General features: G+C 56.2%; 18 protein-coding genes. 2 read left to right on the top strand and 16 right to left on the bottom strand.

Features of this window, described 5'->3' with window-relative positions:
* Positions 1–70: 70 nt before the first annotated feature.
* The 8 genes from KXD86_RS01695 to KXD86_RS01730 form a co-directional block, all read right to left on the bottom strand.
* On the bottom strand, positions 71–1,348 hold the full coding sequence (locus tag KXD86_RS01695) for a mechanosensitive ion channel family protein (RefSeq protein WP_218634361.1): 1,278 nt from the start codon (positions 1,346–1,348) through the stop codon (positions 71–73).
* A gap of 354 nt (positions 1,349–1,702) precedes the next feature.
* A complete protein-coding gene (locus KXD86_RS01700; protein ID WP_218634362.1) occupies positions 1,703–2,617 on the bottom strand; it encodes a pirin family protein in 915 nt (304 codons plus the stop codon).
* Positions 2,618–2,794: 177 nt separating this feature from the next.
* Positions 2,795–3,670 carry a PhzF family protein gene (locus tag KXD86_RS01705; RefSeq protein ID WP_218634363.1) on the bottom strand — a complete coding sequence of 292 codons (876 nt, stop codon included), beginning with the start codon at positions 3,668–3,670 and terminating at the stop codon, positions 2,795–2,797.
* 136 nt (positions 3,671–3,806) lie between these two features.
* A complete protein-coding gene (locus tag KXD86_RS01710; protein WP_218634364.1) occupies positions 3,807–4,934 on the bottom strand; it encodes a hypothetical protein in 1,128 nt (375 codons plus the stop codon).
* Positions 4,927–7,431, bottom strand: coding sequence for an FtsX-like permease family protein (locus KXD86_RS01715; RefSeq protein WP_218634365.1), 2,505 nt, complete (start codon positions 7,429–7,431; stop codon positions 4,927–4,929). Before KXD86_RS01715 ends, KXD86_RS01710 begins: the two co-directional genes overlap by 8 nt.
* A complete protein-coding gene (locus tag KXD86_RS01720) occupies positions 7,428–8,114 on the bottom strand; it encodes an ABC transporter ATP-binding protein (RefSeq protein WP_218634366.1) in 687 nt (228 codons plus the stop codon). Before KXD86_RS01720 ends, KXD86_RS01715 begins: the two co-directional genes overlap by 4 nt.
* A 9-nt stretch (positions 8,115–8,123) precedes the next feature.
* Entirely contained in the window at positions 8,124–8,870 is a 747-nt protein-coding gene (locus KXD86_RS01725; RefSeq protein WP_218634367.1) for an outer membrane lipoprotein-sorting protein, read from the bottom strand.
* A gap of 278 nt (positions 8,871–9,148) precedes the next feature.
* Complete coding sequence (locus tag KXD86_RS01730) at positions 9,149–9,979, bottom strand: hypothetical protein (RefSeq protein ID WP_218634368.1); 831 nt, start codon at positions 9,977–9,979, stop codon at positions 9,149–9,151.
* A 202-nt stretch (positions 9,980–10,181) separates the two neighbouring features.
* On the opposite strand from KXD86_RS01730, the gene KXD86_RS01735 reads away from it, so the two are divergent.
* Positions 10,182–11,588 (top strand): aminotransferase-like domain-containing protein, encoded by a 1,407-nt coding sequence (locus tag KXD86_RS01735; RefSeq protein ID WP_218634369.1) that lies wholly within the window; start codon positions 10,182–10,184, stop codon positions 11,586–11,588.
* 120 nt (positions 11,589–11,708) lie between these two features.
* The gene (gene ccoG, locus KXD86_RS01740; protein ID WP_218634370.1) at positions 11,709–13,094 is read left to right on the top strand and encodes a cytochrome c oxidase accessory protein CcoG; all 1,386 of its coding nucleotides are present in this window, start codon (positions 11,709–11,711) and stop codon (positions 13,092–13,094) included.
* Between the two features lie 84 nt (positions 13,095–13,178).
* Here ccoG and KXD86_RS01745 read toward each other — a convergent pair whose 3' ends face one another.
* From KXD86_RS01745 to tcuA, 8 genes are all read right to left on the bottom strand, one after another.
* Positions 13,179–14,042 (bottom strand): universal stress protein, encoded by an 864-nt coding sequence (locus KXD86_RS01745; RefSeq protein ID WP_218634371.1) that lies wholly within the window; start codon positions 14,040–14,042, stop codon positions 13,179–13,181.
* Positions 14,043–14,084: 42 nt separating this feature from the next.
* Positions 14,085–16,091 (bottom strand): tripartite tricarboxylate transporter permease, encoded by a 2,007-nt coding sequence (locus tag KXD86_RS01750; RefSeq protein ID WP_218634372.1) that lies wholly within the window; start codon positions 16,089–16,091, stop codon positions 14,085–14,087.
* 80 nt (positions 16,092–16,171) lie between these two features.
* Positions 16,172–17,284 (bottom strand): Bug family tripartite tricarboxylate transporter substrate binding protein, encoded by a 1,113-nt coding sequence (locus KXD86_RS01755; protein WP_218634373.1) that lies wholly within the window; start codon positions 17,282–17,284, stop codon positions 16,172–16,174.
* 161 nt (positions 17,285–17,445) lie between these two features.
* Positions 17,446–18,555: a 4-oxalomesaconate tautomerase gene (locus KXD86_RS01760; RefSeq protein WP_218634374.1), complete on the bottom strand. Its 1,110-nt coding sequence runs from the start codon at positions 18,553–18,555 to the stop codon at positions 17,446–17,448.
* A gap of 488 nt (positions 18,556–19,043) precedes the next feature.
* Entirely contained in the window at positions 19,044–20,360 is a 1,317-nt protein-coding gene (locus tag KXD86_RS01765) for an OprD family outer membrane porin (RefSeq protein ID WP_218634375.1), read from the bottom strand.
* Between the two features lie 89 nt (positions 20,361–20,449).
* Positions 20,450–21,121 carry a GntR family transcriptional regulator gene (locus KXD86_RS01770; protein ID WP_218634376.1) on the bottom strand — a complete coding sequence of 224 codons (672 nt, stop codon included), beginning with the start codon at positions 21,119–21,121 and terminating at the stop codon, positions 20,450–20,452.
* A 16-nt stretch (positions 21,122–21,137) separates the two neighbouring features.
* Positions 21,138–22,250: a tricarballylate utilization 4Fe-4S protein TcuB gene (gene tcuB, locus KXD86_RS01775; protein ID WP_218634377.1), complete on the bottom strand. Its 1,113-nt coding sequence runs from the start codon at positions 22,248–22,250 to the stop codon at positions 21,138–21,140.
* Positions 22,237–23,631 (bottom strand): FAD-dependent tricarballylate dehydrogenase TcuA, encoded by a 1,395-nt coding sequence (gene tcuA, locus KXD86_RS01780; protein WP_312846241.1) that lies wholly within the window; start codon positions 23,629–23,631, stop codon positions 22,237–22,239. The genes tcuB and tcuA overlap by 14 nt, the downstream gene beginning before the upstream one ends.
* Between the last annotated feature and the right edge of the window lie 82 nt (positions 23,632–23,713).

Here is a 23,713-nt window from a genome sequence, read left to right on the forward strand (position 1 = left end):
TTTCATTAATAGCGCCCGGCGTTTTGCATTCGTCGGGCGCCTGTGAGATTTCTTTGGGGCGTGAAGAGGCTCAGCTTTTCATGTGAATGTCGCGCTGCGGGTAGGGTATCGAGATCCCGGCGGCATCGAAAGCCTCTTTCATCTGATGGGTCAGATCCCAGTAGACGTTCCAGTAGTCCTTTGTTTTCACCCAGGGGCGACAGACAAGGTTAACCGAACTGTCAGAGAGCTGGTGAACCCGTAAGACCGGTTCGGGATCCCTCAGGACCGCGGGATGGTTTCTCACAACGCGCTCCATGACCTCAAGCGCGTTGGGAATGGAATCCTCGTAGGAAATTCCGAAGACCAGATCGACCCGTCGAGTGGTACTGGCCGTCACATTGGTAATTATATTCCCCCACACGTTTTGATTGGGGATTATGATCACTTGATTGTCCGGGGTGGCAACCGTTGTTGCAACGATGCTCACAGACTTGACCGTACCCGAAACACCACCAATCTGAACGTAGTCGCCTTCGTCGAACGGATTGTTAACCATAATCATAATGCCACTGGCGAGATTCCCCAGTGTATCCTGCAGCGCGAACGCCAGAATAAAGGATGCGCCCCCAATCATTGCGAAAAGAGGCGCGATCCTGACACCGAGGCTGGCCAGGACAACCAGGATACCAATCGTAAGAACCAGCCAGAAAACCACACCAACAAGAAACCGTTCCAGAAGCTTTGAGATGGTTGGAACCCTTCCAATCCATTTGCGGGCGGCTCCGCCAGCCGTTCGGGCAAGTGCCAGCAGCCCCAGTAAAGCCATCAGGGCAATTCCTAGGTCCTTCAGTATGGATATTCCGCCATCACTTCGGGTCGCCCAGTTAAGAATGGCCATAAACAAGATGCGGGGATTTGCCAGGACAGTTTCATTGAACAGAATCGAATCACGGTAGGTACGTAATTCGGTGACCAGAGCAGGATCTCCACCTTTACTTTCGAAAGCATCCACCACCAGTGAGTAGCGCTCGAACACTTCCATTCGTGCTTCCACCATGTCTATGACGCCCTGAATAGCTTCCTTGGTAGCCGCTTCCGGATTCAGATTCAGGCGGACTTTCTCATCGGAGATTTTCAGGGTTTCGGCTTGAACAATAGTTTGCCAGGCAAGCGCGAGGGGTTTGAGCTGCTCTTTTGTCATGGGCACGACGCGATGGGCGAGTTCCTTAATCGAGATCTGAGGGTTCGCCAGAGCCTGGTAGTTCACTGGAGCTACATTCGTTTCCGAGGGCGCCTGCGCCATGGCGGCATTGAGGAGTGCGAGAGTGCATGCAATAAAAAGCAGCAGGGGCCTGAGTACACGCATTGGTTTTCTCTCTAGCTATTTCAAGCTGATCAATCTGACTGAGGACACCTTTGTTTACGGAAAGGCTTTGCAAACACCTTCCAGGCGGGGTCATTGGGCCCTTTGCAGCCAGGCAGGATAAATGGATTGCGCCTATTCAGTGTAGCCCATGGTCGGCCCCGCTAGGCGAACGAGCAGAGGATCAAACTGAATCAACAGGTTTGCGCGGGTAACCGTGCCCTCCGGAGATATATTATGCTTTTTGCCTCCCATGAAGACCGGCTGCTAAGACCGGTGCAGGGCCTGACCTTGGCCCTCAGAAAGTCGAGTGCAGCTGCGTGCCGGCAATATCATCAGCGTTGAGAAAGCCCGCGCCTAGTCCGGCAACGGAATAAATTCCGTTTCGTCGCCGGGAACGACCGGGAATCGACCAGCCTTCCAGTCCGATTTGGCCTGTTCGATTCGTTCCGCCCGGCTGGACACAAAGTTCCATTCCATATGCCGGGGCGAGAACGGTTCGCCGCCTATCAGGGCAATTCGGGTTTCTTCTTTCGCCAGGATTTGGACACCGTGGTCGGGCCCCAAAACCGCCATAGTAAATTGCGGAATGTCGACGTCCCGTGCGCCCAGCGAGCCTTGAGCGACATACAGGGCACGTTCCTCGGCGTGGGGCAGGGTGAGCGTCTGCCCTTGTTGCAAATGGGCTTCGATGTACAGGGTGTCTGCAAAGACATCGACGGGGGAGGTCAGGCCATAAGCGCTGCCCATAATGACCCGTACGGGAACGCCGTCGACCTCCTTGGCCGGAATCATTTCGCTGGGATAGTGCGTGAACGCGGGGTCGATTTCCTCTTTCGTCTCGGGCAACGCCAGCCAGAGCTGAAGCCCGTGCAATGTATGATCAGAGGCGGTTACTTCGGGACGCTCCCGTTCGGAGTGGACGATACCCTTGCCGGCCACCATCAAATTAATGTCGCCGGGCCTGATGGCCTGCAGGTTACCCAGAGAGTCCCGGTGGAGGATCTCACCCTCGAACAGATAAGTCACTGTCGCCAGGTTGATGTGGGGGTGAGGTCGTACGTTGATGCCGTCACCGGCTTTAAACTGCGCTGGCCCCATGTGGTCAAAGAAAATCCAGGGGCCGACCATCTGGCGTTCCTTCGTCGGCAGGACCCGTCGCACGGAGAACCCACCGAGATCCTTTTCTCTGGGCTGAATCAAGAGCTCCACGGCACCACAGGATGGGGCGACGGTGCATTCGAGTGCCAGGGATCGGGTGAGATTGCTCATGGTCGTGCCTCCTGTGACGTTTTAAGTGAGTTATGTCGAGGTGGGCTTGGTTCAATAAATCTAGCCGATGGTTTTGTGCGACGGTAGGCAAAAGGTTGGGCCATCACCTTTCAGAAAATAGGCAAAAATTTTGAACAACGAACGCTAAAAAATACGCACTCACATCGGCTGCCTGCGTTAAATGACGATGGTTTTCTTCTCTCGCACGGCACCTCTTCCGCCGGCGTATAGACCTTGGATCCTGCCGTTGTGGTCAATTTGGAGCCGCACAGTCAGCACACTGGGAGAGGGCGAGGGCATCCAGCGACCCTGCTCTATGGCAAATTCCGTTTTTTCTACGCCAAGTGTATCGTGCAGATAGCACGCAAGAGGACCAGCCGCCATGCCGGTTGCGGACTCCTCGCGTATTCCATACCGAGGGGCGAACATCCGGGTCCCGGCGTCCCGTCCATCAGCGACGCCGTCCAGGCAAAAAACGTAGAACCCGATCAGATCCAGCGCCTTGCTCAGCCTCTCGATCATTGAAAAATCAGGTTGAAGGGCTTTCATCGTCTCGACGTCGCGAATGCCGACCAGTACAAAGCTGTTGCCCGTGTTCACGATTGTTGGTTCGGTGCCATCAATGAGATCTGATTGCGCTAACCCCAGTGCCTGTAGAGTCAAATGAAGATCAGGTTCGCTGAGCGGCGTATAGACAGGCGCCTTTTGCTCCATGAACGCAACGTCGCCTTCCATCTTGATTGATCTGTTCCCATCAATCGTCTCCTTGGATGACTGATCGTTTGCCAGCAAACCGTTTTGACGCAGATAGCTGAAGGTCGCGATGGTCGCGTGCCCGCAGTGGGCGATCTGCTGCGTTGGCGTAAAGAACTCCAGCTTTAGATCGGCTGAATCGGATGGAGACACAAACGCCGTTTCGGACAAACCGACAGCGGCTGCAATCTTTTGTTTTTGGCTTGCGCTGAACCGGTCTGCGTTCAGAACAATGCCCGCCGGATTCCCACCAGAATTGCCGTCAACAAAAGCACTGACAATTGGAATCTCAATGTTCATGACCGTCACGCCTCCTTCATGGGGTTGTACACCTGTCGTGTTTGACAGGGTTAGTGTTCCAATCGCAGGTCCATGGAACAAGAGGGCAAGTCAGCTTACGTGGCGCAATTTCCCCCGAAAAAGCCTCGCCCGCCCATCAAAAAAACCACTGGGCTTCCAACAAACCCAGGTTGTTGAGGGCCCCGTATTCACTGTTGTCATTGCCGCCAAACAGCTGCACGCCCGCTGTCAGATACACCTCCATGGGTATCGGCAGTGCCCAGGTGGAGCGGGGATAAAACACCCAGCTGTGGTCGTCGGCATTGCGGATCGCGACCACTCGGTACTGCCAGAACGGATTGATGTCCTGCCAAACCAGGAGGCCGGTGTAGTGGCGGTCCGCGTATTGGGGCTCCCCGGCGGCCAGGCGGCTGAAAGACAGTCCCGGATCGGGCGCGGGCCGGCCGTTGTAGAAGTATTCCAGGGCAAGATTGACACCGTTACGGAACGACCAGTTGAGATCCGCCACCGCCTGCCAGTAGCTGGCTTCCTCGTCGGGCCCGCTCCACACCGCTTCCATGCGCCAGCCGGTGCCGGCCAGTGAACCGCTGCCGCCGATACCAGCCTTGGTGACATCCGTGAAGGTTCCGGCCATCACACTGGCATCCACACCGGCCACGAAGCGCTTGACCCGGGCGGCGGTGCTGGCCTCGTCGTCCTCATGTTGCGGGGCATGCACGGCACTGATCCGGCCCAGGGCGCCCCAGGGCATATCCCAGAGCAGGGCATCGACGCCGATGCGCTCATCCGGTTCCAGTTGAAGGGGGCTCACCGGGTTGAGGATATCCATGGGGTTCCAGATCAGCGCCGTGGACCAGTTCACCTGCTGCCGTCCGAAACGCCAATCCCCCGCCGGTGAACGCCACTGCACCGTGCCCCGGTACAACTGGTGGCGGGCCACAAGATCGCCGGATTCGGTCAGCTCGCCCTGCAGGTCCCAATAGCGTGGATCCGGGGCGTCCTTGAGCAGGGCGAATTCGGGGCTGTCGAGGAAGCTGCCGGTAACCAGTTCCACATCGTAGGCCGCCTCCAGGGTCCAGTCGCCCTGGCGATAGCGGGGTTCCAGGCGCAGACGGGTGAGGTTCGACACATACGGATCGTCGTCCACCAGCGAACGCGAACCCACAGTGAGGTTCTTGAGGGAGCCGGAATGGCTGAAGTCGGCCCCGGCGGGCGGCGCCAGCATCAGGCTCACCGCGATTGCAGCGCAGGTGCGCTTAACCATGGCGAATCGCCTCCACCGGATCCAGTCTTGATGCCCGTCGCGCCGGGTACAGGGCCACCAGAACGGAGCAGATGAAAAGCAGCAGACCAGGCAGCCAGACGTGGTCGAAGATGAGCACCGGGTAAATCACGTCCGTGACTCCGGGAACGGCTTCAAATGAATGAGCGACGGCCGAGAGGTCGATCCCCCTGCGGTTATACCAGGCCACGATCAGTGTTCCGACCACACTGCCGGCGGCCATGCCCAGTAGCGCCAGAAACAGCGCCTCAAAGAGGATGGTCAGCACCACCTGGGAGCCGCGCGTTCCCAACGCCAGCATCACACCCAGCTCACGGGTGCGCTCCATCACCGACATCACCATGGTGTTCATGACACCGATCGCAACCACGACGAACACCACCGACAGGATCAGGTAAAAGTCGATCCGGGTCATGTCGATCATTTGCATCACTATGGGTAACAGGGTTTCCCAGTCCTGGGCCACCAAATCATCAGGCAGGGTGCGGTTAAGGTCCCGGGCCAGAGGTGTGCTTTGGCTGCGGTCCTGCAACCGAAGGGCGATACGCGAGGCCTGGTCCGGCTGGAAACTGAGCAGAGTCCGGGCCTTGGTGAGGCTCGTGAAGACGTACTCACTGTCGAACAGGTCGCTACCGGTGCGGTAGATGCCGGCAATCGGGTAAGCGCTGGAGGCGAGGTCTCCGCTGGCCTGCTGGACGGTGACGACCAGCTTGTCGCCCAGACGGGCGTCCAGTTCGTCTGACAGTTTCTGGCCGATCACGATGCCGTCGCCGGCCGGCTCCACGTAATGGCCTTCAACGATGTAATTCGCCAATCGGGTCACCTGTTGTTCCCGCTCCGGATCCACACCCACCACCTCCACCGGGCGGCTGGTCTTGGGATTGGCAACCATGGCCTTGACGTGCACCCGCGGGGCGACGGCTTCGACGTTGGGCTGCTGCACCAGCGCCTTTACGCGGGAGGCGGTATCGGAGATACGCAGGGCCGGGGACAGGTCGACATCATGGCCCCGCTGCATCACCTGCACATGGCCACTCAACTGCTGGGTGGAGTTGCGGATCATCTGCTCGAAGAAACCATCGGTGAAACCGTACAGGAACAGATAGGCGGCGAGCCCGAACGCGGTAGCCGACGCGGTGATCAGGGAACGGCGCGGGTTGCGGAACACCGAGCGCAGCGCCATCTGGGCAAAAATCAGGAGACGATTGTTGGCGGTGACCTCGGCATGGACGCGGCGCAGACGGTTGCTGGCGCTGCGATGGGCATCCATGGCTTCCAGGGGCGTATGACGGCTGGCAATCCAGGCCGGCACAACGGCGGCCAGTAGGGCCACAATGATCACCACCACGCCAATGATCAGCCAACGGACGGGACTGGTGGTGGGATAAACGATACCGCTCAGCCCCGGCATGGTGTCCATGGCCTGGATGTAGGCGGTGAAGTCGAGGCCGTGGCTGGCGTAATAGGTGGTCACGGCCAGGCCCAGGAGCAGGCCAAGGGCATAGCCCACCAGGGCCAGCAGGGTGGTTTCCATCAGCACCAGTTGCACAATCCGCGACCCGGAGGTGCCCAAAGCCATCATCACCCCGAACTCCCGGCCGCGCTCCATCACAGACATCAGGATGGTGTTGACGATACCGGCCGCCACAACCACAAACACCACGAAGATAACGATGTAGGTCACCGCGTTGTGAAAATCGACCATTTGCATCAGCGACGGCATCAGGGCGGGCCAGTCGAGGACTTCCACACCACGCTCGCCCAACTGTGTCTCCAGGGTTGCCACGACACCCTTAAGGAGGTCGGGGTCGTCCACCCGGGCGGCGACCTCCGTTACCCGGCCCCAAAAGGCATACAGGGACTGGGCTGCATCAAGAGGGATCTGGGCCACACCGCCGTCTATGCGTTTCACGCCGGTTTCAAACAGACCCACCACCCGGAAGCGGTCGGCGCCAATGGAACCGTCCGCTGCCTGCACCACCAGGGCCAGTTCGTCGTCCAGGGCCACCTCCAGTGCCCGGGCGGCGCCCGTGCCAAGGACGATTTCGTTACCGGATTGCAGATAGCGGCCCTGGACGATGGATCGGTCCAGCCGCGTGACGGAGCGCTCCTGCTCGGGCGCCACCCCCATTACCTGCAGGGCCCGGGACTGGTCGGCGAGACTGGCCAGCGCGTGGCCGGTGACCCGGGGCGTGGCGGCGTCCACGCCGGGGAGATCGGCGACAGCCTCTGTCAGCTGCCATTGCTGCGGGAGAGCGATGTTCATTTCCCGCTCGTCGTGGAAGCCGCGCTTGTGCACCTTAAGGTCGCCGGTCACGTAGCCGGTCATGTTGTTGATCATCTGGGCATTGATGCCGTCGATAAAGGCCCACAGGAACACCAGCCCGGCCACGCCGACGGTCAGGGAGAGCAGGGTGATGCCGGTGCGGCGGCGGTTGGCGCGCAGGTTGCCCAGGGCCAATCGCAGCCAGGCCATCATGACCGGTGCTCCTCGCGTTCGATGCGCCCGTCCTTGAGGTGCACCACCCGGCGGGCCCGCTCCATCACCATGGGATCATGGGTCGAGAAGACAAAGGTAACGCCGTGCTCGTCATTCATCCGCCTCATCATGTCCAGCAGGGCGGCGCCGGTTCTGGAGTCGAGGTTGGCGGTGGGCTCGTCGGCCAGAACAATGGCCGGCTGGCTGACAATGGCCCGGGCCACCGCCACCCGCTGCTGCTGGCCTCCAGACAGTTCGTTGGGCAGACGACCTTCCATCCCCTCCAGACCGACCTCTGCCAATATCTGCCGAGCCTTTTCGCGTCGCTCGCGGAACGGCACGCCGCGCAGCATCAACACGTATTCCACGTTTTCCTGGGCCGAAAGCACGCCGATCAGGTTGTATTCCTGGAACACGAAACCGATCTTCCACAATCGCAACGCGGTACGCTTCCTGCGGTTGAGGCCGGTAATCTCCTGGCCATCGATCTGGATGCGGCCGGAGGTGGGTTCATCCAGGGCACCGATCTGGTTGAGCAGGGTGGTCTTGCCGGAACCGGACGGCCCCACCAGGGTAGTGAATTCGCCGGCCTCGATCGCCACGGAAACGTCATCAAGCGCTTTGACCGCCACGCTGTCCTGACGGTAGATGCGCGAGGTTTTTTCCACATTCACAATCGCCATGACGTGTCCTCACTGTGGATTGCGCAGGCGGCGCAGGGAGAAGAGGTCGTCCTCCAGGGGCACGTTAAACTCGATGGACTCGATCTCGATCACGGTGCGGGATTTGGCGTCGTCGGTCTCCACCATGGTCCAGCGGGTGGGAATGCGGCGCCCGCCTACGGTCTCGATGGCGCTGTAGGTCATTTCCTTGACCGCCTGATCCCGCTCGCCGAAGTAAGTCACGGCTACGGGTATATGGTCCTCGCGGATTTTGAATTCCAAACGGCTCCACACGACCGGCGCGTCCGGCTTGGGAGTAGAGCGCACGTGGTAGACGGTCACCCCGTCCTGCTCTTCGCTGCCGGTGATTTCGTGGCTGTAGTCGTTGACGAACGAACTCTCCTTGACCAGGTCGTCATTGCTGAAGTTGGAGCCCATCCAGGGCTGGAGCATCATCGAGGGCGGGATCTTGATGGTGCGATCCACCTTGGGCAGGTAGTTCCACATGGCAGCCTTGATGCGCAGCGAGCCGATGCCGGCTTCTTTCTTGGGCGCGTGGATGCGGATCAGAGTGTTCTCTGGCCGATCCATCCAGGCTTCCAGGTCCAGCTCCCGCGTCCAGTATTCGGTTTCGATGCGCATGGTAAAACGGCCATGATTGGAATCGCCCCAGAGGGTGTTTTCCATACCATCGACGAGCTCCGCGCCACCAGGCGACGACTCGGCAGCGACCGCAAACAAGGATAACAGGAGCAGGGCTGGGAGAAGCCTTTTCATCACGAAGTCCTTTGTCGTTTGCTGGTGTTTTCGTCAGCTCGAACCCTTGAGTCACTCAAAGGCTAAGAAACCGGCGAATTCTCCCTGAGACACGACTGCGTCCAACGATTACTCGACTTCTTTTTAGATTGAATCAAGTGACATTGCCCCGTCATGACCTCCATCAAATCTAGGGGCTGAACTCATTTAAAAGCGATGAGGGCTCCGCTGCGGCCATCGAGGCTCGCTTGAGCGGGTTGGGTTGGCACGATCAACCTAACGGGAAACAGTCCGGCCCACTAGAAGTAAAACGATCCGTATATCCGTGCGCCCCGGTAGAGGTCGTCCACACGTCCATCGAAATCGTCGTCATCTACGTCAACCGCAATGGCCAATCGTGATAGTGAGGCACCCAGCGCGAAATTCCGCATCAAGCGGTACTCGGCGCCAACCTGAAGTTCGAGCAGGGAGCCACGGATTTTGTCTTCGAAGTCGAAGTAGAAGCTGTCAGTTCGGAATCGGGCCGTTAAGCGTGGTGTTACCGCGTAATCCATCCTGAAACCGAAAACCGGCATGGGCGCGGTGGTCGACGCCGTTTCCACGAAATCTCCCGCAGATGAGGCCAGCCGAACCTCATAGTCCAGTACGTTGAAACCCGCAGATACCGCCAGCTCCACTCTATCTACATGATAAAAACTGTAGGCGTACGCAAGTTTGTAGATATCGTTATTAATAGAGCTGTCGATCTCGACACTGCGGGAGAACGTCCGATCCCGAAAGGTGATTTCCCGCGTGATCACTCGGCTGCCATCACGTTCAAGCTGGAAAGCTGCCAGCTCCAGCCGGTGCCGGCTATTGAAGCGATAATAGGTCTCGAATGACGGTGTGGTAATGGTGGAATCTCCATCAAGATCATTCGCGAAGTCAATGGTTGTGCCAATGCCAGCTGTTGCGCCGCTCGCGGAGACTGTCGTGTCTGAGTCGAAGACAAACAAGGCCCCCAGCTGGATCATTCCACGATCGGGAAAGGTCTTGCCATCGGCCTCGGCCGAAAATGCTTCATCTGAGGTCAGGGCGGTTCCGAAAAGTATTGGTAAGCAGGCGATCTGCAGTAGCTTTTGCAGTTTCATGCGATCAAGCCTCCGGCCTTTTTGTGTTCTGACAGGACGGCTTGATCTGTCTGTTGAGTTGATTTTAGTTTAGTTCGGCGATAGCAATGAGCAACTCATCTTCCGTATAAAGACGGGTCGAAACCGGCTTTTGATGAAGGCTTTACAAATAGGTGCAGGTGTATGAAGTTGCCGATGCATCAGGACAGGGTAAGGGCCATAAATGACTGACGAGTACCGCTATCAGCAACTGGAAGGCTGGTTATTGAAGGGAATCCTGGAGCAGCGCTGGCGGTTGGGAGAGCGCCTTCCTTCGATCCGAACACTGTGTGCCGAACAGAAATTGTCCAAGGCAACGGTTCAGCACGCCCTGCAGCGACTGGAGACCCAGGGCCTGATCGAGGCTCGCCCTAAAGCTGGCTATTTTGTTTCCTTGCGGCCGGATGAAGTGAAGAAGCCGGTTAGTCGTGCCCGGATAGAAGCCCCACGCCCGGTAAATGTCAGCGATCTGCTGCTGGATATCATGGGCCGTAGTGCGGCGTTTGATTTACTGCCGGACCTTCACAGTGGCGACCTTCCGCCAGGCATAGTGACTCTGAACCGTTCGATAGGCCGGGCACTGAGACGCCAGAAGGGCGAAGACTTCCAGTATTACGATAAGCCTGCAGGGTTTGACGGCTTGCGGGAGCAGTTGGCGCTCCATCATGCCAGGCGAGGGTGGACTGCCTCACCGGAACAGCTTTGCATCACCTCAGGTTGCCAACATGCCCTGTTCCTGGCGCTGATGGCATCCTGTGAGCGTGGGGATGTGGTCGCTGTCGAATCCCCGGGATTTTATGGTGCCTTGCAACTTCTGGAACAGCTTGGCCTTAAAGTGGTGGAAGTGCCCACGTCCATGGAGACGGGCATGGACATGGACAGCCTTGAGGAAGTACTTGAGCGTTGGAAGGTAAGAGCCTGTATTGTATCGCCTTCGTTTTCGACACCGGGAGGTGCGTTGATGCCGGAGTCAGCCAAAAATCGCCTGCTTTCGTTGGCGGAACGGCATGACCTCGCGGTGATCGAAGACGATATCTATGGAGATACGGCACTTGGTCGTTCTCCTGATCCGCTGAAGGCCATGGATGTTGAGGATCGGGTTATCCTGTGCAGCTCTTTCTCCAAATCCCTGTCCCGGGATTTGCGACTTGGCTGGATATCCGGTGCGCGTTGGCACGACAAGATCCTTCACCTGAAGCTGGTTACCCAACTGGCCAGCAGCCGGTACCTCCAGCAGGGCGTGGCGGACTACATGGCCGATGGCAGTTTCACCTCCCACCTTCGCCGTCAGCGCCATGAACTGAGGGTTAACAGGGACAGATTGATTGCGTCGCTCCATACCTGGCCCGGGGAGGTACGGGTCAGTACCCCGCAAGGTGGCCTCACCGTCTGGGTGGAGTTGTCGGAGACGGTCGACACACTGGCGGCATACCCGAATGCCCTGAAGCACGGCATCATCATCACGCCGGGCCCGCTGTTTTCGGTCTCTGGCCAGTTCGAAAACTGCCTGAGAATAAGCTTCGCCCATCCCTGGAACGAATCCCGAATGGACGCTCTCCGGCAATTACCCGGTTTACTGCACAACGAGTAGAAACGTCTGACTGTGCCTGCATATCTGTACCCATCAAGATTATATTAATTGAGCCTGTGCCCATTGGGTGCTGAGCATTACTCTCCCTGACAGTCCAATGATTGTCGGGGAGAGTATCCGTTGAGTAACGCCATTCCTGTCCGTAACCTTGCCGTAGGGCCTGATGACAACGGCAAAATCCACACCCGTAAGTTCCAGGGCTTTTTCAGACGCTTGAGAATTGCCGGCGGAACACTTCTGTTTACCCTGTTTTTCGGTACCGTGTGGTTGTCCTGGGGCGACCGGCAGGCGGTGTTGTGGGATTTGTCCGAAAAACAGTTTCATATCTTTGGCAGCACCTTCTGGCCCCAGGACCTGATACTTCTGTCCGCTATCCTGCTCATTTGCGCCTTCGGACTGTTCTTCATAACGGTCGTTGCCGGTCGCGTATGGTGTGGCTACACCTGTCCACAAAGTGTCTGGATGTGGGTATTCATGTGGGCCGAAAGGGTGGCAGAAGGTGACCGAAACCAACGCAAAAATCTGGACAAGGCGCCCTTGTCACTGTCGAAGATCCACAAGCGGGCGTTAAAGCACGGAATGTGGCTGGTAATCAGCTTGGCAACGGCAGTGACGTTCGTTGGCTACTTTGCCCCCATCCGGGAACTGGTTTCGGATCTGTTCACCCTGCAGGTCACTGGCATGGCCGCATTCTGGGTGTTCTTCTTTACCGCCGCCACCTACCTCAATGCCGGCTGGCTTCGCGAAAAAGTCTGCCTGCACATGTGTCCTTATGGGCGCTTTCAGTCCTCCATGCTGGACAGGGATTCCCTGGTCATCAGCTACGATGCCCAGAGGGGGGAGAGCCGGGGTGGCCGCAAAGCTGGCTCGGATTATAAGGCTGAAGGCCTCGGTGATTGCATCGATTGCCAGATGTGCGTTCAGGTCTGCCCAACCGGCATCGATATCCGCGATGGCCTGCAGATGGAATGCATCGGGTGCGCGGCCTGTATTGATGCCTGCGATTCCATCATGGACAAAATGGACTACGCTCCGGGCCTTATCCGTTATACCAGTGAGAGGGAACTTGAAGGCGGACGACTGAGAATCCTACGCCCAAGGTTACTGGGATACGGCGCTCTGCTGGTGTCGTTTATTGCCATCTTCTCCTTGGCGATGATGGCCAGGCCCATGGTCGAGTTTGACGTGGTCAAAGACAGGGGACTGTTCCGGTTCGATGGACAGGGGAATATTGAGAACAGCTATATTCTGAAAGTGCTCAACAAAAGTCAGGATAGTCAGACCTTCCAGTTACGTGTCAGTGGCATGGACGGACTGAGCCTGATCGGACCTCAGAACATCGTCGTGGGTGCGGGCGAATGGCGTGAAATTCCAGTATCGGTGACTGCGGTACCGGAGGCAGTTGATCGTGGCGTGACTGATATGGCGTTTCATCTGGACTCCGTCAACGCCGGCGGCGAACGGCTGGTCGAAACCAGCCGCTTTATCGGGCAGCCGAACCAGTGATCGACGTCAATACGACCAGGCATCATCGGCGCCGTAATCGGTGTGTTCATGGAAGGACCTGGTGTGGGCCCTTTCACTCACTCTTTAATGCATCATCCAGACTGGCACCTTCGCATAACCAACCATGTGTCGGGTCACCCCGCCGAAGATCTGCTCGTGAACCCTTCGGTGGGTAAAGGCACCCATAACGATAAGATCACACCCAACAGATTCTGAGAGACGCAAAAGACCTTCACCGGCAGAGCAACGACGGCTATCGAAACGCTTGCCGACAGCCGTTACCCCATGATGGGCGAGATAATGAACCAGTTTATCAATACCCGGTTCACGGAAAGCGGAGCGATTACTGCACCCAACCACAACTTCTTTCGCTTGCTTCAGTACTGACAGCGCGCTTGTTACAGCGCGCGCGCTTTCAGTACTGCCATTCCATGCGATCAGAACGCGATCTGCGGAAAAAGTCGTCAAGGTACGAGGAACCAACAGCACGGGCTTGCCACTGTGCATGATGGCGGCCTCGAATGTTGAGGTCGGGTTCCCGGACTTGGGTTGAGGAACAATAATCAGATCGCTGACTTTGCCCCGTTCACCCACAAGCTCACTTCTTAGGCCATTTATCTCCTGCCAGTAAGCTGACGGGCCGTCCTGGGAGAAACGTTCACTGTGCTGGATGCGATATTCCCCGCATAACGACAGGAACAGTTTTTTGAGCTCGGACGCTTCGGTTACCGAATACTTTTTGGCCAGTGTTTCCAGTTCATGCAGCAAATTCTGAGGCATGCGCCTTGCAACGACCTCATCCGGGATAAACTGGCGCGGGTTCAAGGTTGCGTGAAGTACTTCCAGACGAGCGCTGAAGTGGGCTGTCACTGATAAAGCACTGAGCATCCGTTCTCTTTCCTGGCCGCTGCTGGACAGCGGCATAAGGAGCGATTTTGGTACTGACATGTTGCTCTTTACCTCTGGATTCAACGTATTTTTGCAAAGCTTTCAGCCCAGTGGCCAAGGCAATTCAACAGCGCTTTGCAGGAGTCCTTGTGGCAGATCCAACACCAGGACGTGTGCCAGGCTAGCCATGAATACCACGATTGTGGATGTCAGAACGGCAGTCCTCATCAATGAGGTTCTGGCTTTCACCAGCAGGAAGGTGACAAAAAATCCGATGATTGATATCAAGAATCCGAGCAGGTAGCAGCTAATCACCAACCCTATAATCCAGTAGAGGTAGTGAAACAGGCTTGCGATACCCTGGTCTCCGATGTGCCCCTCTATGACTTCATTGTCATAGTTGACCGGATCATTCACGCGGCCTGTCGCAAGCTTGAACAGCACGGCGCCACTTATCACCAGCATGACAGCGCACAGAGACGCGGTGAATACGCTACCAAGAAACGATTGTTGGAAAGAGTCGTAAAGGCCATAACCGAACGTAATGAACACGCCCGCGGCAAACAGAGCCTGTGGTTGTAGATTCGTGGCCGGCAGTCGTTGGGAACGGGTACGCTCCTCATCTTCGCTCTTGCCCGCTTCGTTCTTCGACGCCCCGGAAGCATGGCGCGCAGCGAAGTATATGGAGATCAGGGTAAGAGCACCGATGACAAGCACGCCGGGCTTGGTCAGGAATCCCCAGCCGTCAAACTGCACTGCTTGATAGAGATAGGTTTCCATACCACTGGCCAATACGAACCCAATCAGGAATGCCGGCCGGGGCCAACCGAAGCGCTTCATCAAAACGCCAAGTGTTCCAATTCCTACCAGTGCCACAAGGTCATTCAGATCACGTGTCGCCTGAAAAGCGGCGAAGCAGATAATTGCGATCATGAATGGCGCCATCAGGGCGTAAGGTATCGTAGTAACTCTCGCTACCCATTTCGAAAGGAGCAGGCATGCACCTGCGCCCAGCAGATTTGCCAGGGCCAAGGACCACACGATGGTGTAAGTGATGTCGAGATTTGAGGTGACCATGGAGGGACCGGGCTCAATACCAATAAGCACCATCCCACCCAGGAACACGGCCATACTGCCCGACCCGGGGATACCGAATAACAGCGTCGGGATTAACGCACCACCTTCCTTTGCATTGTTCGAAGATTCCGGCGCTATCACACCGCGAACATCACCATTTCCAAAATTGTCCTTGTTCTTGGTGGTTTGCACCGCGTGACCGTATGAAATCCAGTCAACCACACTTCCACCAAGGCCGGGAAGAGCGCCAACGACGCACCCCAAGACGGCACATCGTAACGCGAGCCATTTGTTCTGTATCAGATCCCGAATGCCTGACAGCCAACCCTTGCCAAGTACCGAAGCTTCTGAGATGGCGCGATTCTGTCGCAGCAGATCGACAATTTCGGGCAACGCAAAGATACCCAGGCCGACGACGACCAGAGGCAAGCCATCCATCAGATAGAAGTTGCCGAACGTCATGCGGTACTCGCCGGTGGCCGGTGCGCTGCCAACACTCCCGAGCAGCAAGCCAATTCCGCAGGCACCCAGCCCCTTGAGCAGGCTGTTACCAGCGAGTACGCCAACCATGCTCAAACCCAGCAACGTCAGCATGAATAACTCGGCTGAGCCGAACGCGAGAATCACAGGGCGAGCAATAAGAACAAAGCCTGTAAGTACCAGGGCACCGAAAATCCCTCCGAAAAGCGAAGAGGAAAACGCGGCCGCCAGTGCCCGGGCAGCTTCTCCGCGCTTCGCCAACGGGAAGCCGTCAAGAACGGTTGCTTGGGAGCCGCTGGAACCCGGTATCCCCATCAGTACGGAAGTAAAGGTGTCGGATGTCGGGATCACAGCAACCAGACCGATCAGCATTGCAAGAGCGGTGGTTGGCTCCATGCCATAAAGGAAAGGAAGAAGTAGCGAGAGTCCCGCAATGCCTCCTAACCCGGGGAAAATGCCAATAGCGAGCCCCAGTGCAACACCACCAGCAAGATACAAAAGATGGGAGCCGGTAGTAGCCGTTGCCAGAGCAGCCAGGAAGACGTCAATCATGGTTGCTTACCTCAATGTTGCGTTCGCGAGGCGCGCTCCTTGGAGGGAGCCCGCCTCTGTGACGAAGGCTGAAGGGTCCGTTAGAATTGGACGTGATAACGGGAGCTGAGCCAATCGCGAACCCACGCGCGCTCAGAGTCGTCGATGTCCAGCGCAACCTGAAAGGCCTTGACGGCTTTCCCTTGCACGGCTTGCGGGTAATTTCCCAGAACCGCCTTGGCACGGTTCTGAAACTTCTCAGAGGCTACAGTCGCCTCAACCGCCTTGGCCCAGGCATCAATCACTTCTGGATCGGTATCGCGTGGCAGGAATATTCCTTTCTGAGCAGCAAAACCGGCCACAAAGAATGCTTTCCAGACCCTGAAAGCGGTACCTTCCGGCTTCGTTCCGTGGATCATTTCGTAGACTTCGGCAAAATGGGGGAGGTCCGGAAACGTGGGATCCCTTTGCAGGTTGCCGTCTTCATCCAGAACGCCCCAGGTCATGATTGGTACTGCTTTGCCTTCCTCAACCAGGGGAGCTACTTTCTGCAGATAAGCAGAGGTTGTCTGGTAATCAACGTTTACCTCACCTCGTTCAAATGCTAGCCGACCAGCACCACGGCCTTTCATGCCGAAGATCGCGTGAACATCAATATCCAGAATCTTAAGAGCGAGAAGGGGGACAAGGTCCAGGGAAGTGGCGCCCTGGCTGGCATACTTAATCGATTCGCCGCGAAGTTTAACCAGGTCTTCTGCAGAATCGATTCCCAGTTCCGGGCTCACATAGAACACACCGCCAGTGGGTGAGGCCAGCACAGGGGTCCAGTTCTGGTAGTCGTAGTTCACCCGGCGATCACCCAACAGAAAAGGAAACTGGGTTGAGCCCGAAGTGCCCAGAACCTCAAGGCCTGATGCCTCGGCGCGGCGAGCGAAATAATTGGCGCCCCTTGTGGATCCACCCCCGGGGATGTTTTTCACGACGACCGGAGGCTGACCTGGCAAGTTCTCTGAGATCAGAGGTGCGAAAAAGCGAGCCCAGGTGTCGGAACCGCCTCCTTCTTTAAATGGCACAACCCATTCAACCCTTTCGCCTGCAAAATCCACACTGGCTTGCACCGTTGTTGCAGTGCTGAGGCTCAATGAAATGGCAGCGATGAAAGTGATTCCTTTCAGTGCTTTGATCAAAGGTAGGTTTTTTGTTAACTGGCGCATAATTATCCTCTCTGTTCTGCATTGCTTTGTTTTTGTCTTTGGCGCCGGTTTCTGTTGAGAGTCACAACCGGGCTTGGTATCCAAGTTAGGGCGTGAACCTGTCAGAAACCTGTCATCAACAGGATTGGTTGGCGTATTCGTCTGATTGTTTTGAAGGCTGGTTAACAGGCCTGATTTCTTGAATAGGACCAGATATGGGACGACACATAGAGATCCCCTTGAAATAGCTTGCGCGCGGTGCGGATCAGGCCGGCTCGCTGTATCTCAGGACCGGCCATCGTATAGTTAACTTCAAGGGCCAGATCGATCTTTCCGCTTGGGTGTTCGATTTGAATAACCTGTTTCTCTCCCTCTGGACGGGCGACCAATTCGTCAGTAATGGTGCCGGGCAGGGCGACTGCGCTGGCTACGCAGATGGCGCCGGTGACCGCATGGGCACCGTGACAGCTGTGGGGGACAAAGTAACGGGAGGTAACGGTGCCACCATGGCGAGGCCCGGATAAAAGGGCCACTTTTGGAATGACTTTTCCGGTTGCATCCCCCAGGCCCATTTTCCAGGACGCCTCCTGTCGGATCACCTCGATTCGACGCAGGAGGTCGGCATCACCATCCAGTTCTTCTTTGGATTCGTCGCCGCGCTTGCCCAGTGAGGATGCAGAGATGAGTACCATAGGCACGGCCGCATCGATGCAGGTCACCTCGATACCATCAATTCGGTCTCTTAGCTTACCGGTGGGCAGAAGTTGCCCTGTTTTGCTTCCTGCGACATTGAGGAAATTGAGCAAGATGGGCGCCGCTGTGCCTTCGACTCCATCGATGGACGCTTCACCGTCATACTCGACGACACCGTTAGGCGTTTTTACAACAGCCTCGATGAAAGAGTTGGTGTTGATATTCCGTACGCGGACCAGCGTTTCTTCGAGATCTGCGGGCACCAGTCCCTTTTCTATCGCAAAAGGCCCGACCCCGGACAGAATATTTCCACAGGATGGCGATGTATCAACGACAGATTCCTCAACAGAAACCTGTGCAAACAGAAAGTCGACATCGGCATCCGGGTGACGAGATTGCGAGACAATTGCCACCTTGCTTGTCAGGCTGGAACCGCCGCCAATACCATTGATCTGAAGAGCGTTCCCTGATCCCATCGCTGCAAGGATTACCTTGTCTCGGGTTGCACTGTCGTCCGGCAGATCGCTTGCCAGGAAATAGGGGCCTCGGGAAGTACCTCCCCGCATCATCGTGCAGGGGATCGCAGTTTGAGTTGGCATTATTTTTCTCCTGTCTGGAATGGGCTTTCGTCTGCAAGATTTGCTGAACTTCGGAGCCTGAAGGGAATAGAAAGACCGGTAGCCTGGTGCCGTGTGGATTATCGCTACCGGTAAATGGCAATCAGTTCGTACTCAAAATCGCAACGTGTTCGAGCTCATCGGATTGTTCTGCCCCGTCCGAATTGGAGGTCGAGAACTGGACAATGCTGCAATGCGTAATGCCCGGCGGAACGAGCATCGTTAATTCGGGTGTGGCTATTGTTTTTTTTACAGGCATCGTTATCGCTCCTGATGGCTGTGGCTGACTAATTGATCAGTTCAAGAGGAGGCGCATTAGCTCGCGCAGTAAGATCAATTTAAAGAGCCAAGCTGTCATCAACCTGTCATCGGTCAGGTTGGGGAGTCCTTGTCGGGAAAATCAGGAGGGAGAGGCCAGTCAAAGTCGTCAAACAGCGGCGCTCTGGCCGCTGTTTGAGCGGGTGGGGGAGTCAGAGATCAAATGCGTAGGAATAATCGAGGTACACGCGAATGTCGGTCTGGTCTGGTTTGACACCGTCAACGCTACCAACTTCGTCGGAACGGTAGTCATGCCAGATGGCTTTGAATTTCAGTCCCTTTATCGCCTGGAACTTGTAGCCAACAACGACCTCGCGCCAATCTTCGTCAGCGGTTCCCAGAGACTCGCTTACCGAGTTTTCGGCGCCCCATCCGTGGCCTGCCGCCACGGTGGTTTGCAGACCCGGGACGTGGTCTTTCCAATCGTACTTGAGGGCTAACTTCGCTGCGGTTTCATTGCTGTTGGTTACATCTGGCCCAACGCGAGAACGGGTAGGGAATGGGTTGCTTCCATGATCACCAGAGAAGTTATCTTCGATCCAGGGGTCGTCGAATTTCGACACAGCGGCCGTCAACTCTAGGTTGTTAACGGCCCACTGCGCTTCAATATAGGCTCCGAGCCCATTGTTTTCGCTTTTCGTCACTCCGGCAGCGCTGCCAGGTGCATCCTCATCATCCAAATCGCCGCCTTCAGCACCGGTAACAAAGAGAGAGCCGCTGTCGGAAGAGGTAAAGAGCCCGGCGGTCAGTTTCAGACTAGAGCTGTCAAAATCTATCCGGTTACTGACTCTCAATCCAAACTTGCTCAGATAATCTTTTGCATCGAGGTATTCCACTTCGGCGCGGAACGAATCCAGGCTATAGCCAAAGCCAACGACTGAAACATAGTCGATGTCACCTTCGAGAGACTGGTCCGTGGCGAAACCTTCAAAGCTGTCGTTGGAGCGTGGCGACCATTTGTCATAAACGGCACCGTATAAGGAAAGGTGATCGGTGATACGGAACTGGGTGTTTAAACCCTGAAAGGTGTTTGGAACCGCGCGACTTCCGGAGCTGTTAAGCAACATCGACTTGTGGATTTGCCGACCAATCCGGATAGCCAGTGTGTCCAACGGCGTAAGCGATACAAACGCCTGTCCCAGTATGGCAAAGCCCTGATTTTTACCATCCTTGACGGTCAATACGTCTTCGCGGACCAGTCCCCCGGAGTGAAGATCCTCGACAAAGTAGGGTGAGACCCCAAATCCGATCCAGTCACCATACGCCGGGGTAGTCCAGTCTGCTGTGATTGCAAACGCTGACTGGGTTCGATCTTTTTCCGGATCCTCGAACTCCCGATCGAAATGAACGAGTCGACTTTTGGTTTTTAATTGGTATGTGTTGTCTGTGTCAGCGGCCATGGCTTGGCCCACAGTCAGAGCTGCAATAAGTCCCGTGCCTATCCAATTGGTGGTTTTTGTTTTTGACATCAAGGTCCCCTTTTGAATTGGTGTTTTTGTTGCCGGACGTCAAATCTTCCGGATATCACACCCTAATGAAGGAACCTGTCATCTACCTGTCATCCGATGGCCGTGTCTCTACCAGCAATGGCGCAGTTGTTACGCTGCCCGTTTTCCAGCCGAATGCGAGCCTTTTGCGCAGATCGTATATGTTCTCTCGCAGCCTTCTCCGCGGCGGCACAATCCCGGTTTTCAATGGCCTGAACGATAGCGGCATGTTCTGACAGCGCGATTTTAGGTCTGCTGTGCAGCGTGTATGTGGTTGGTCCGAGCAAGGCCAGGGCATCTCTCAAACTGTTCAGGGATTTGAGCAGATAGCGATTATTGGCAGCGAGGTAGATCGCGTTGTGAAATGCCCGGTTTTTAACCGCCTGCTCAGCTGGATCTTGTTGTGCACTAAGTTCCTGGTCCAGTAATTCACGGAGGTTGTATATTTCCGCGTCTGAACACTGTTGAGCAGCCAGACGCGCAGCGGTGCCTTCAAGCACCTCTCGCATCTGGTAAAGCTCCATAATCGCCTGTAAATCCAGTCGGGCAACGACCATACCCCGGCGCGGGGCGGTGCAGATCAATCCCTCTGATTCGAGGCGCTTCAATGCTTCTCGAACGGGCGTCCGACTTATTCCAAACGAACTCGCCAGTTCAGCCTCAAGAATACGCCCACCCGGTTTGAGGCTTCCCTGGGTAATGGCTTGCCGCAGCATTTGATAGGCGTGCTCTGCACGGGACATGGACGTATTCCTTTCGTTAACCATCAGCTTTCATCTGCTCGTCTCTGATCAGGGCGGCCAGCCTGTAGAACCCATGCACCATTTTTGAAAACGGAATGAGTACAAAGAAGGCAAGCACGGTACCCAAATGCAGCGCCAGCAGCTCGGGTAACCAGTCACCGTTGGCGAAGGCGTATAGCAACAGCCCGGTGCTGCTTACGCTGAATAGCAGAAGAATAAAGCCCATTTCTCCGCCCCAGACCCGTTGAGCCGATAAATTCGGGTCTGCTTTCGTTTTCAGGTAAGCCAGACCGAGAGTACCGATGCAGAGTAGAATGCCGCCACTTAACCCCAGTAGCTTGGGAACTGAAAACAGGTTGTAGGGAGCAGGTAGGTTCAGCGCGTAATGCAGGATTGTTCCAGCGCTGGTCGCTGCGAAGCAAAGCAAAAAACCATACATGGTTGCCTGATGATAAAGACGGCGTTTATGTGAAAAACGATCTTCATCTTCAAAATTGCAACCATCGCCATGGCCTGCCGCCAGATTTTTCATTGTTGAAACCGCGCCCATGGCAGCGTGGAGGTGCCGTAGGGTGATTCTGGTACCACCAATGCTTCGCCAGTATCGCCGAAGTCCGACAGCCACAGAGATCAGCGGCAAAATAAACGCCGGAAGGAACAGTGCCACCATGATGTTATGCGGCACTACGGCGTAGAAACCCACGCCATCACCACCCGAAAGCCCTTGTGCAAGCCAAAGCAGAAGTGCGAAAGCCAGTGAGGTAACGGCTGCGATTGCTGCTCCACTGCGGTGAAACAGGCGGGCCAGCCATTTTGGCGATGCGTTTTCCTGCCAGACCTGTTGGCGTACTTCGGCAAGAGCGGCCGGGACATTCAATGCAAACTCGTGAGGTGCCGTGTACTGACATGCATAGTGACAAGCACGGCAGTTGTGGCAAAGGTTCGCCAGCTGCTGAAGTTCGCCATCCTCCAGTTCACGTTGCCGATGCAGGGCAGGGAAAACTGAGCAATAGCTTTCGCAGTATCGACACGCGTTGCATATTTGAAACTGGCGACGTGCCTCCTCAACGGCCTGGCTTCGTCCAGGTTCCACATGCGTCTGAAGATTTACCACTTCAATGGGTTGCATAACCTGCTGCCTCCTCACCAGCAATACGGCCGAATACGGTCCCGATGGTCATACCAAAACCAGCCAGATAACCTTCGCCCAGGATTGATCCGGCCATGATCTCGCCCGCAGCCCAAAGATTGTCGAGCGGGCCTTGTGTGCTTTGAACCTTCGCGTTTCCATCAACTTTCAAACCGAGGTAAGTGAACGTCACGCCGGTACGCAGGCTGTATCCGTAGTAGGGAGGGCTATCGAGCGGGCGTGCCCAGTTGGTTTTGGCAGGTGTAAGGCCTTCCGTTGAGAGGCCGTCCAGTTCCGTGGGGTGAAAATCTCCGCCAACACAAGCGCTGTTGAATTCGTCGACGGTCGCGCGCAGAGCAGCAGGATCCAAATCCATCTTTGAGGCGAGCTCCTCTATGCTCTCAGCTGTTATCGGAGGAAATACCGAGGGCATGAAAAGGTTGATGGATTTGCTGTCAATGATCACGTGGCCCACCTGATTCGGCTGTGCCGCGACCAGCCGCCCCCAAATGGCGTAGCGCTTTGGCCAGACGTCTTCGCCTTCGTCGTAAAAACGCTCTGCGTTTTCATTGACAACAATGGAGAAGGGCACGCAGTCAAGACGGGTGACGATTCCACCATCGAATTTGGGCGCGCGACCGTCAATGGCTACCGCGTGGCATTGGGTTGGGTCGCCAACTTGCTCAGTGCCCTGATCGAGCAGATCACGCAAAACAACGCCACGGTTGTATGGCGTGCCACGTATCAGAAAATTCTGCGCCGCAGGCCCCCAGGCGCGGGCGAGCCAGTCAAGATCCGCCTGAAATCCGCCGGAGGCCACAACGACGGCTTTGGGAGTGAGGCGCTCACGGTAACGGTTGTAGGTAAATTCGACCGAGACGATAACGTTGTCCTGACGCTCGAGATGAGTCACTTCAGCTTCGTAAAGAACATCAACCCCGAGGTCCTCGGCGGCGCGATAGTACGCATTGACCAGCGATTTACCGCCGCCCATGAAGAACGCATTTGTCCGTGACAGTGACAGGGTGCCGGACAAAGAGGGCTGAAAGTGAACCCCATGCTTCTGCATCCACCGGTAGCTCGCTTCAGTACCCCTTATTGCCAGGCGGGCCAGCGTCTCATCGGTTTTACCTTTGGTGACCTTGAGCAGGTCCTGAAAGTACTCTTCTTCGTCATATCGTCCAGTCAGTACTTCCATGGGCGAGTTGTGCATACAGCGAAAGTTTCGGGTGTGGCGTGAATTGCCACCGCGATAGGTTTTGGGGGCACCCTCCAGGATCAACACCTGGGCACCATGCTCCGCTGCGGATATTGCAGCGCACAGAGCGGCATTGCCGCCACCGACTACCACCACGTCATAATGTTTGTTCATGACCGACATGGTTTGTTGGACTCCTGTTTGTATACAAATGAATACACAGGAGCCAACGCTAAACGGTGAACCTGTCACCAGCCTGTCACGA

Source organism: Marinobacter arenosus, assembly GCF_019264345.1.
Lineage (GTDB): Bacteria > Pseudomonadota > Gammaproteobacteria > Pseudomonadales > Oleiphilaceae > Marinobacter > Marinobacter arenosus.

Bases quoted from the DNA above. Each gene is read 5' to 3' on its own strand.
- KXD86_RS01695 (WP_218634361.1), bottom strand. From the start codon at position 1,348: ATGCGTGTACTCAGGCCCCTGCTGCTTTTTATTGCATGCACTCTCGCA.
- KXD86_RS01700 (WP_218634362.1), bottom strand. From the start codon at position 2,617: ATGAGCAATCTCACCCGATCCCTGGCACTCGAATGCACCGTCGCCCCA.
- KXD86_RS01705 (WP_218634363.1), bottom strand. From the start codon at position 3,670: ATGAACATTGAGATTCCAATTGTCAGTGCTTTTGTTGACGGCAATTCT.
- KXD86_RS01710 (WP_218634364.1), bottom strand. From the start codon at position 4,934: ATGGTTAAGCGCACCTGCGCTGCAATCGCGGTGAGCCTGATGCTGGCG.
- KXD86_RS01715 (WP_218634365.1), bottom strand. From the start codon at position 7,431: ATGATGGCCTGGCTGCGATTGGCCCTGGGCAACCTGCGCGCCAACCGC.
- KXD86_RS01720 (WP_218634366.1), bottom strand. From the start codon at position 8,114: ATGGCGATTGTGAATGTGGAAAAAACCTCGCGCATCTACCGTCAGGAC.
- KXD86_RS01725 (WP_218634367.1), bottom strand. From the start codon at position 8,870: ATGAAAAGGCTTCTCCCAGCCCTGCTCCTGTTATCCTTGTTTGCGGTC.
- KXD86_RS01730 (WP_218634368.1), bottom strand. From the start codon at position 9,979: ATGAAACTGCAAAAGCTACTGCAGATCGCCTGCTTACCAATACTTTTC.
- KXD86_RS01735 (WP_218634369.1), top strand. From the start codon at position 10,182: ATGACTGACGAGTACCGCTATCAGCAACTGGAAGGCTGGTTATTGAAG.
- KXD86_RS01745 (WP_218634371.1), bottom strand. From the start codon at position 14,042: ATGTCAGTACCAAAATCGCTCCTTATGCCGCTGTCCAGCAGCGGCCAG.
- KXD86_RS01750 (WP_218634372.1), bottom strand. From the start codon at position 16,091: ATGATTGACGTCTTCCTGGCTGCTCTGGCAACGGCTACTACCGGCTCC.
- KXD86_RS01755 (WP_218634373.1), bottom strand. From the start codon at position 17,284: ATGCGCCAGTTAACAAAAAACCTACCTTTGATCAAAGCACTGAAAGGA.
- KXD86_RS01760 (WP_218634374.1), bottom strand. From the start codon at position 18,555: ATGCCAACTCAAACTGCGATCCCCTGCACGATGATGCGGGGAGGTACT.
- KXD86_RS01765 (WP_218634375.1), bottom strand. From the start codon at position 20,360: ATGTCAAAAACAAAAACCACCAATTGGATAGGCACGGGACTTATTGCA.
- KXD86_RS01770 (WP_218634376.1), bottom strand. From the start codon at position 21,121: ATGTCCCGTGCAGAGCACGCCTATCAAATGCTGCGGCAAGCCATTACC.
- tcuB (WP_218634377.1), bottom strand. From the start codon at position 22,250: ATGCAACCCATTGAAGTGGTAAATCTTCAGACGCATGTGGAACCTGGA.
- tcuA (WP_312846241.1), bottom strand. From the start codon at position 23,631: ATGTCGGTCATGAACAAACATTATGACGTGGTGGTAGTCGGTGGCGGC.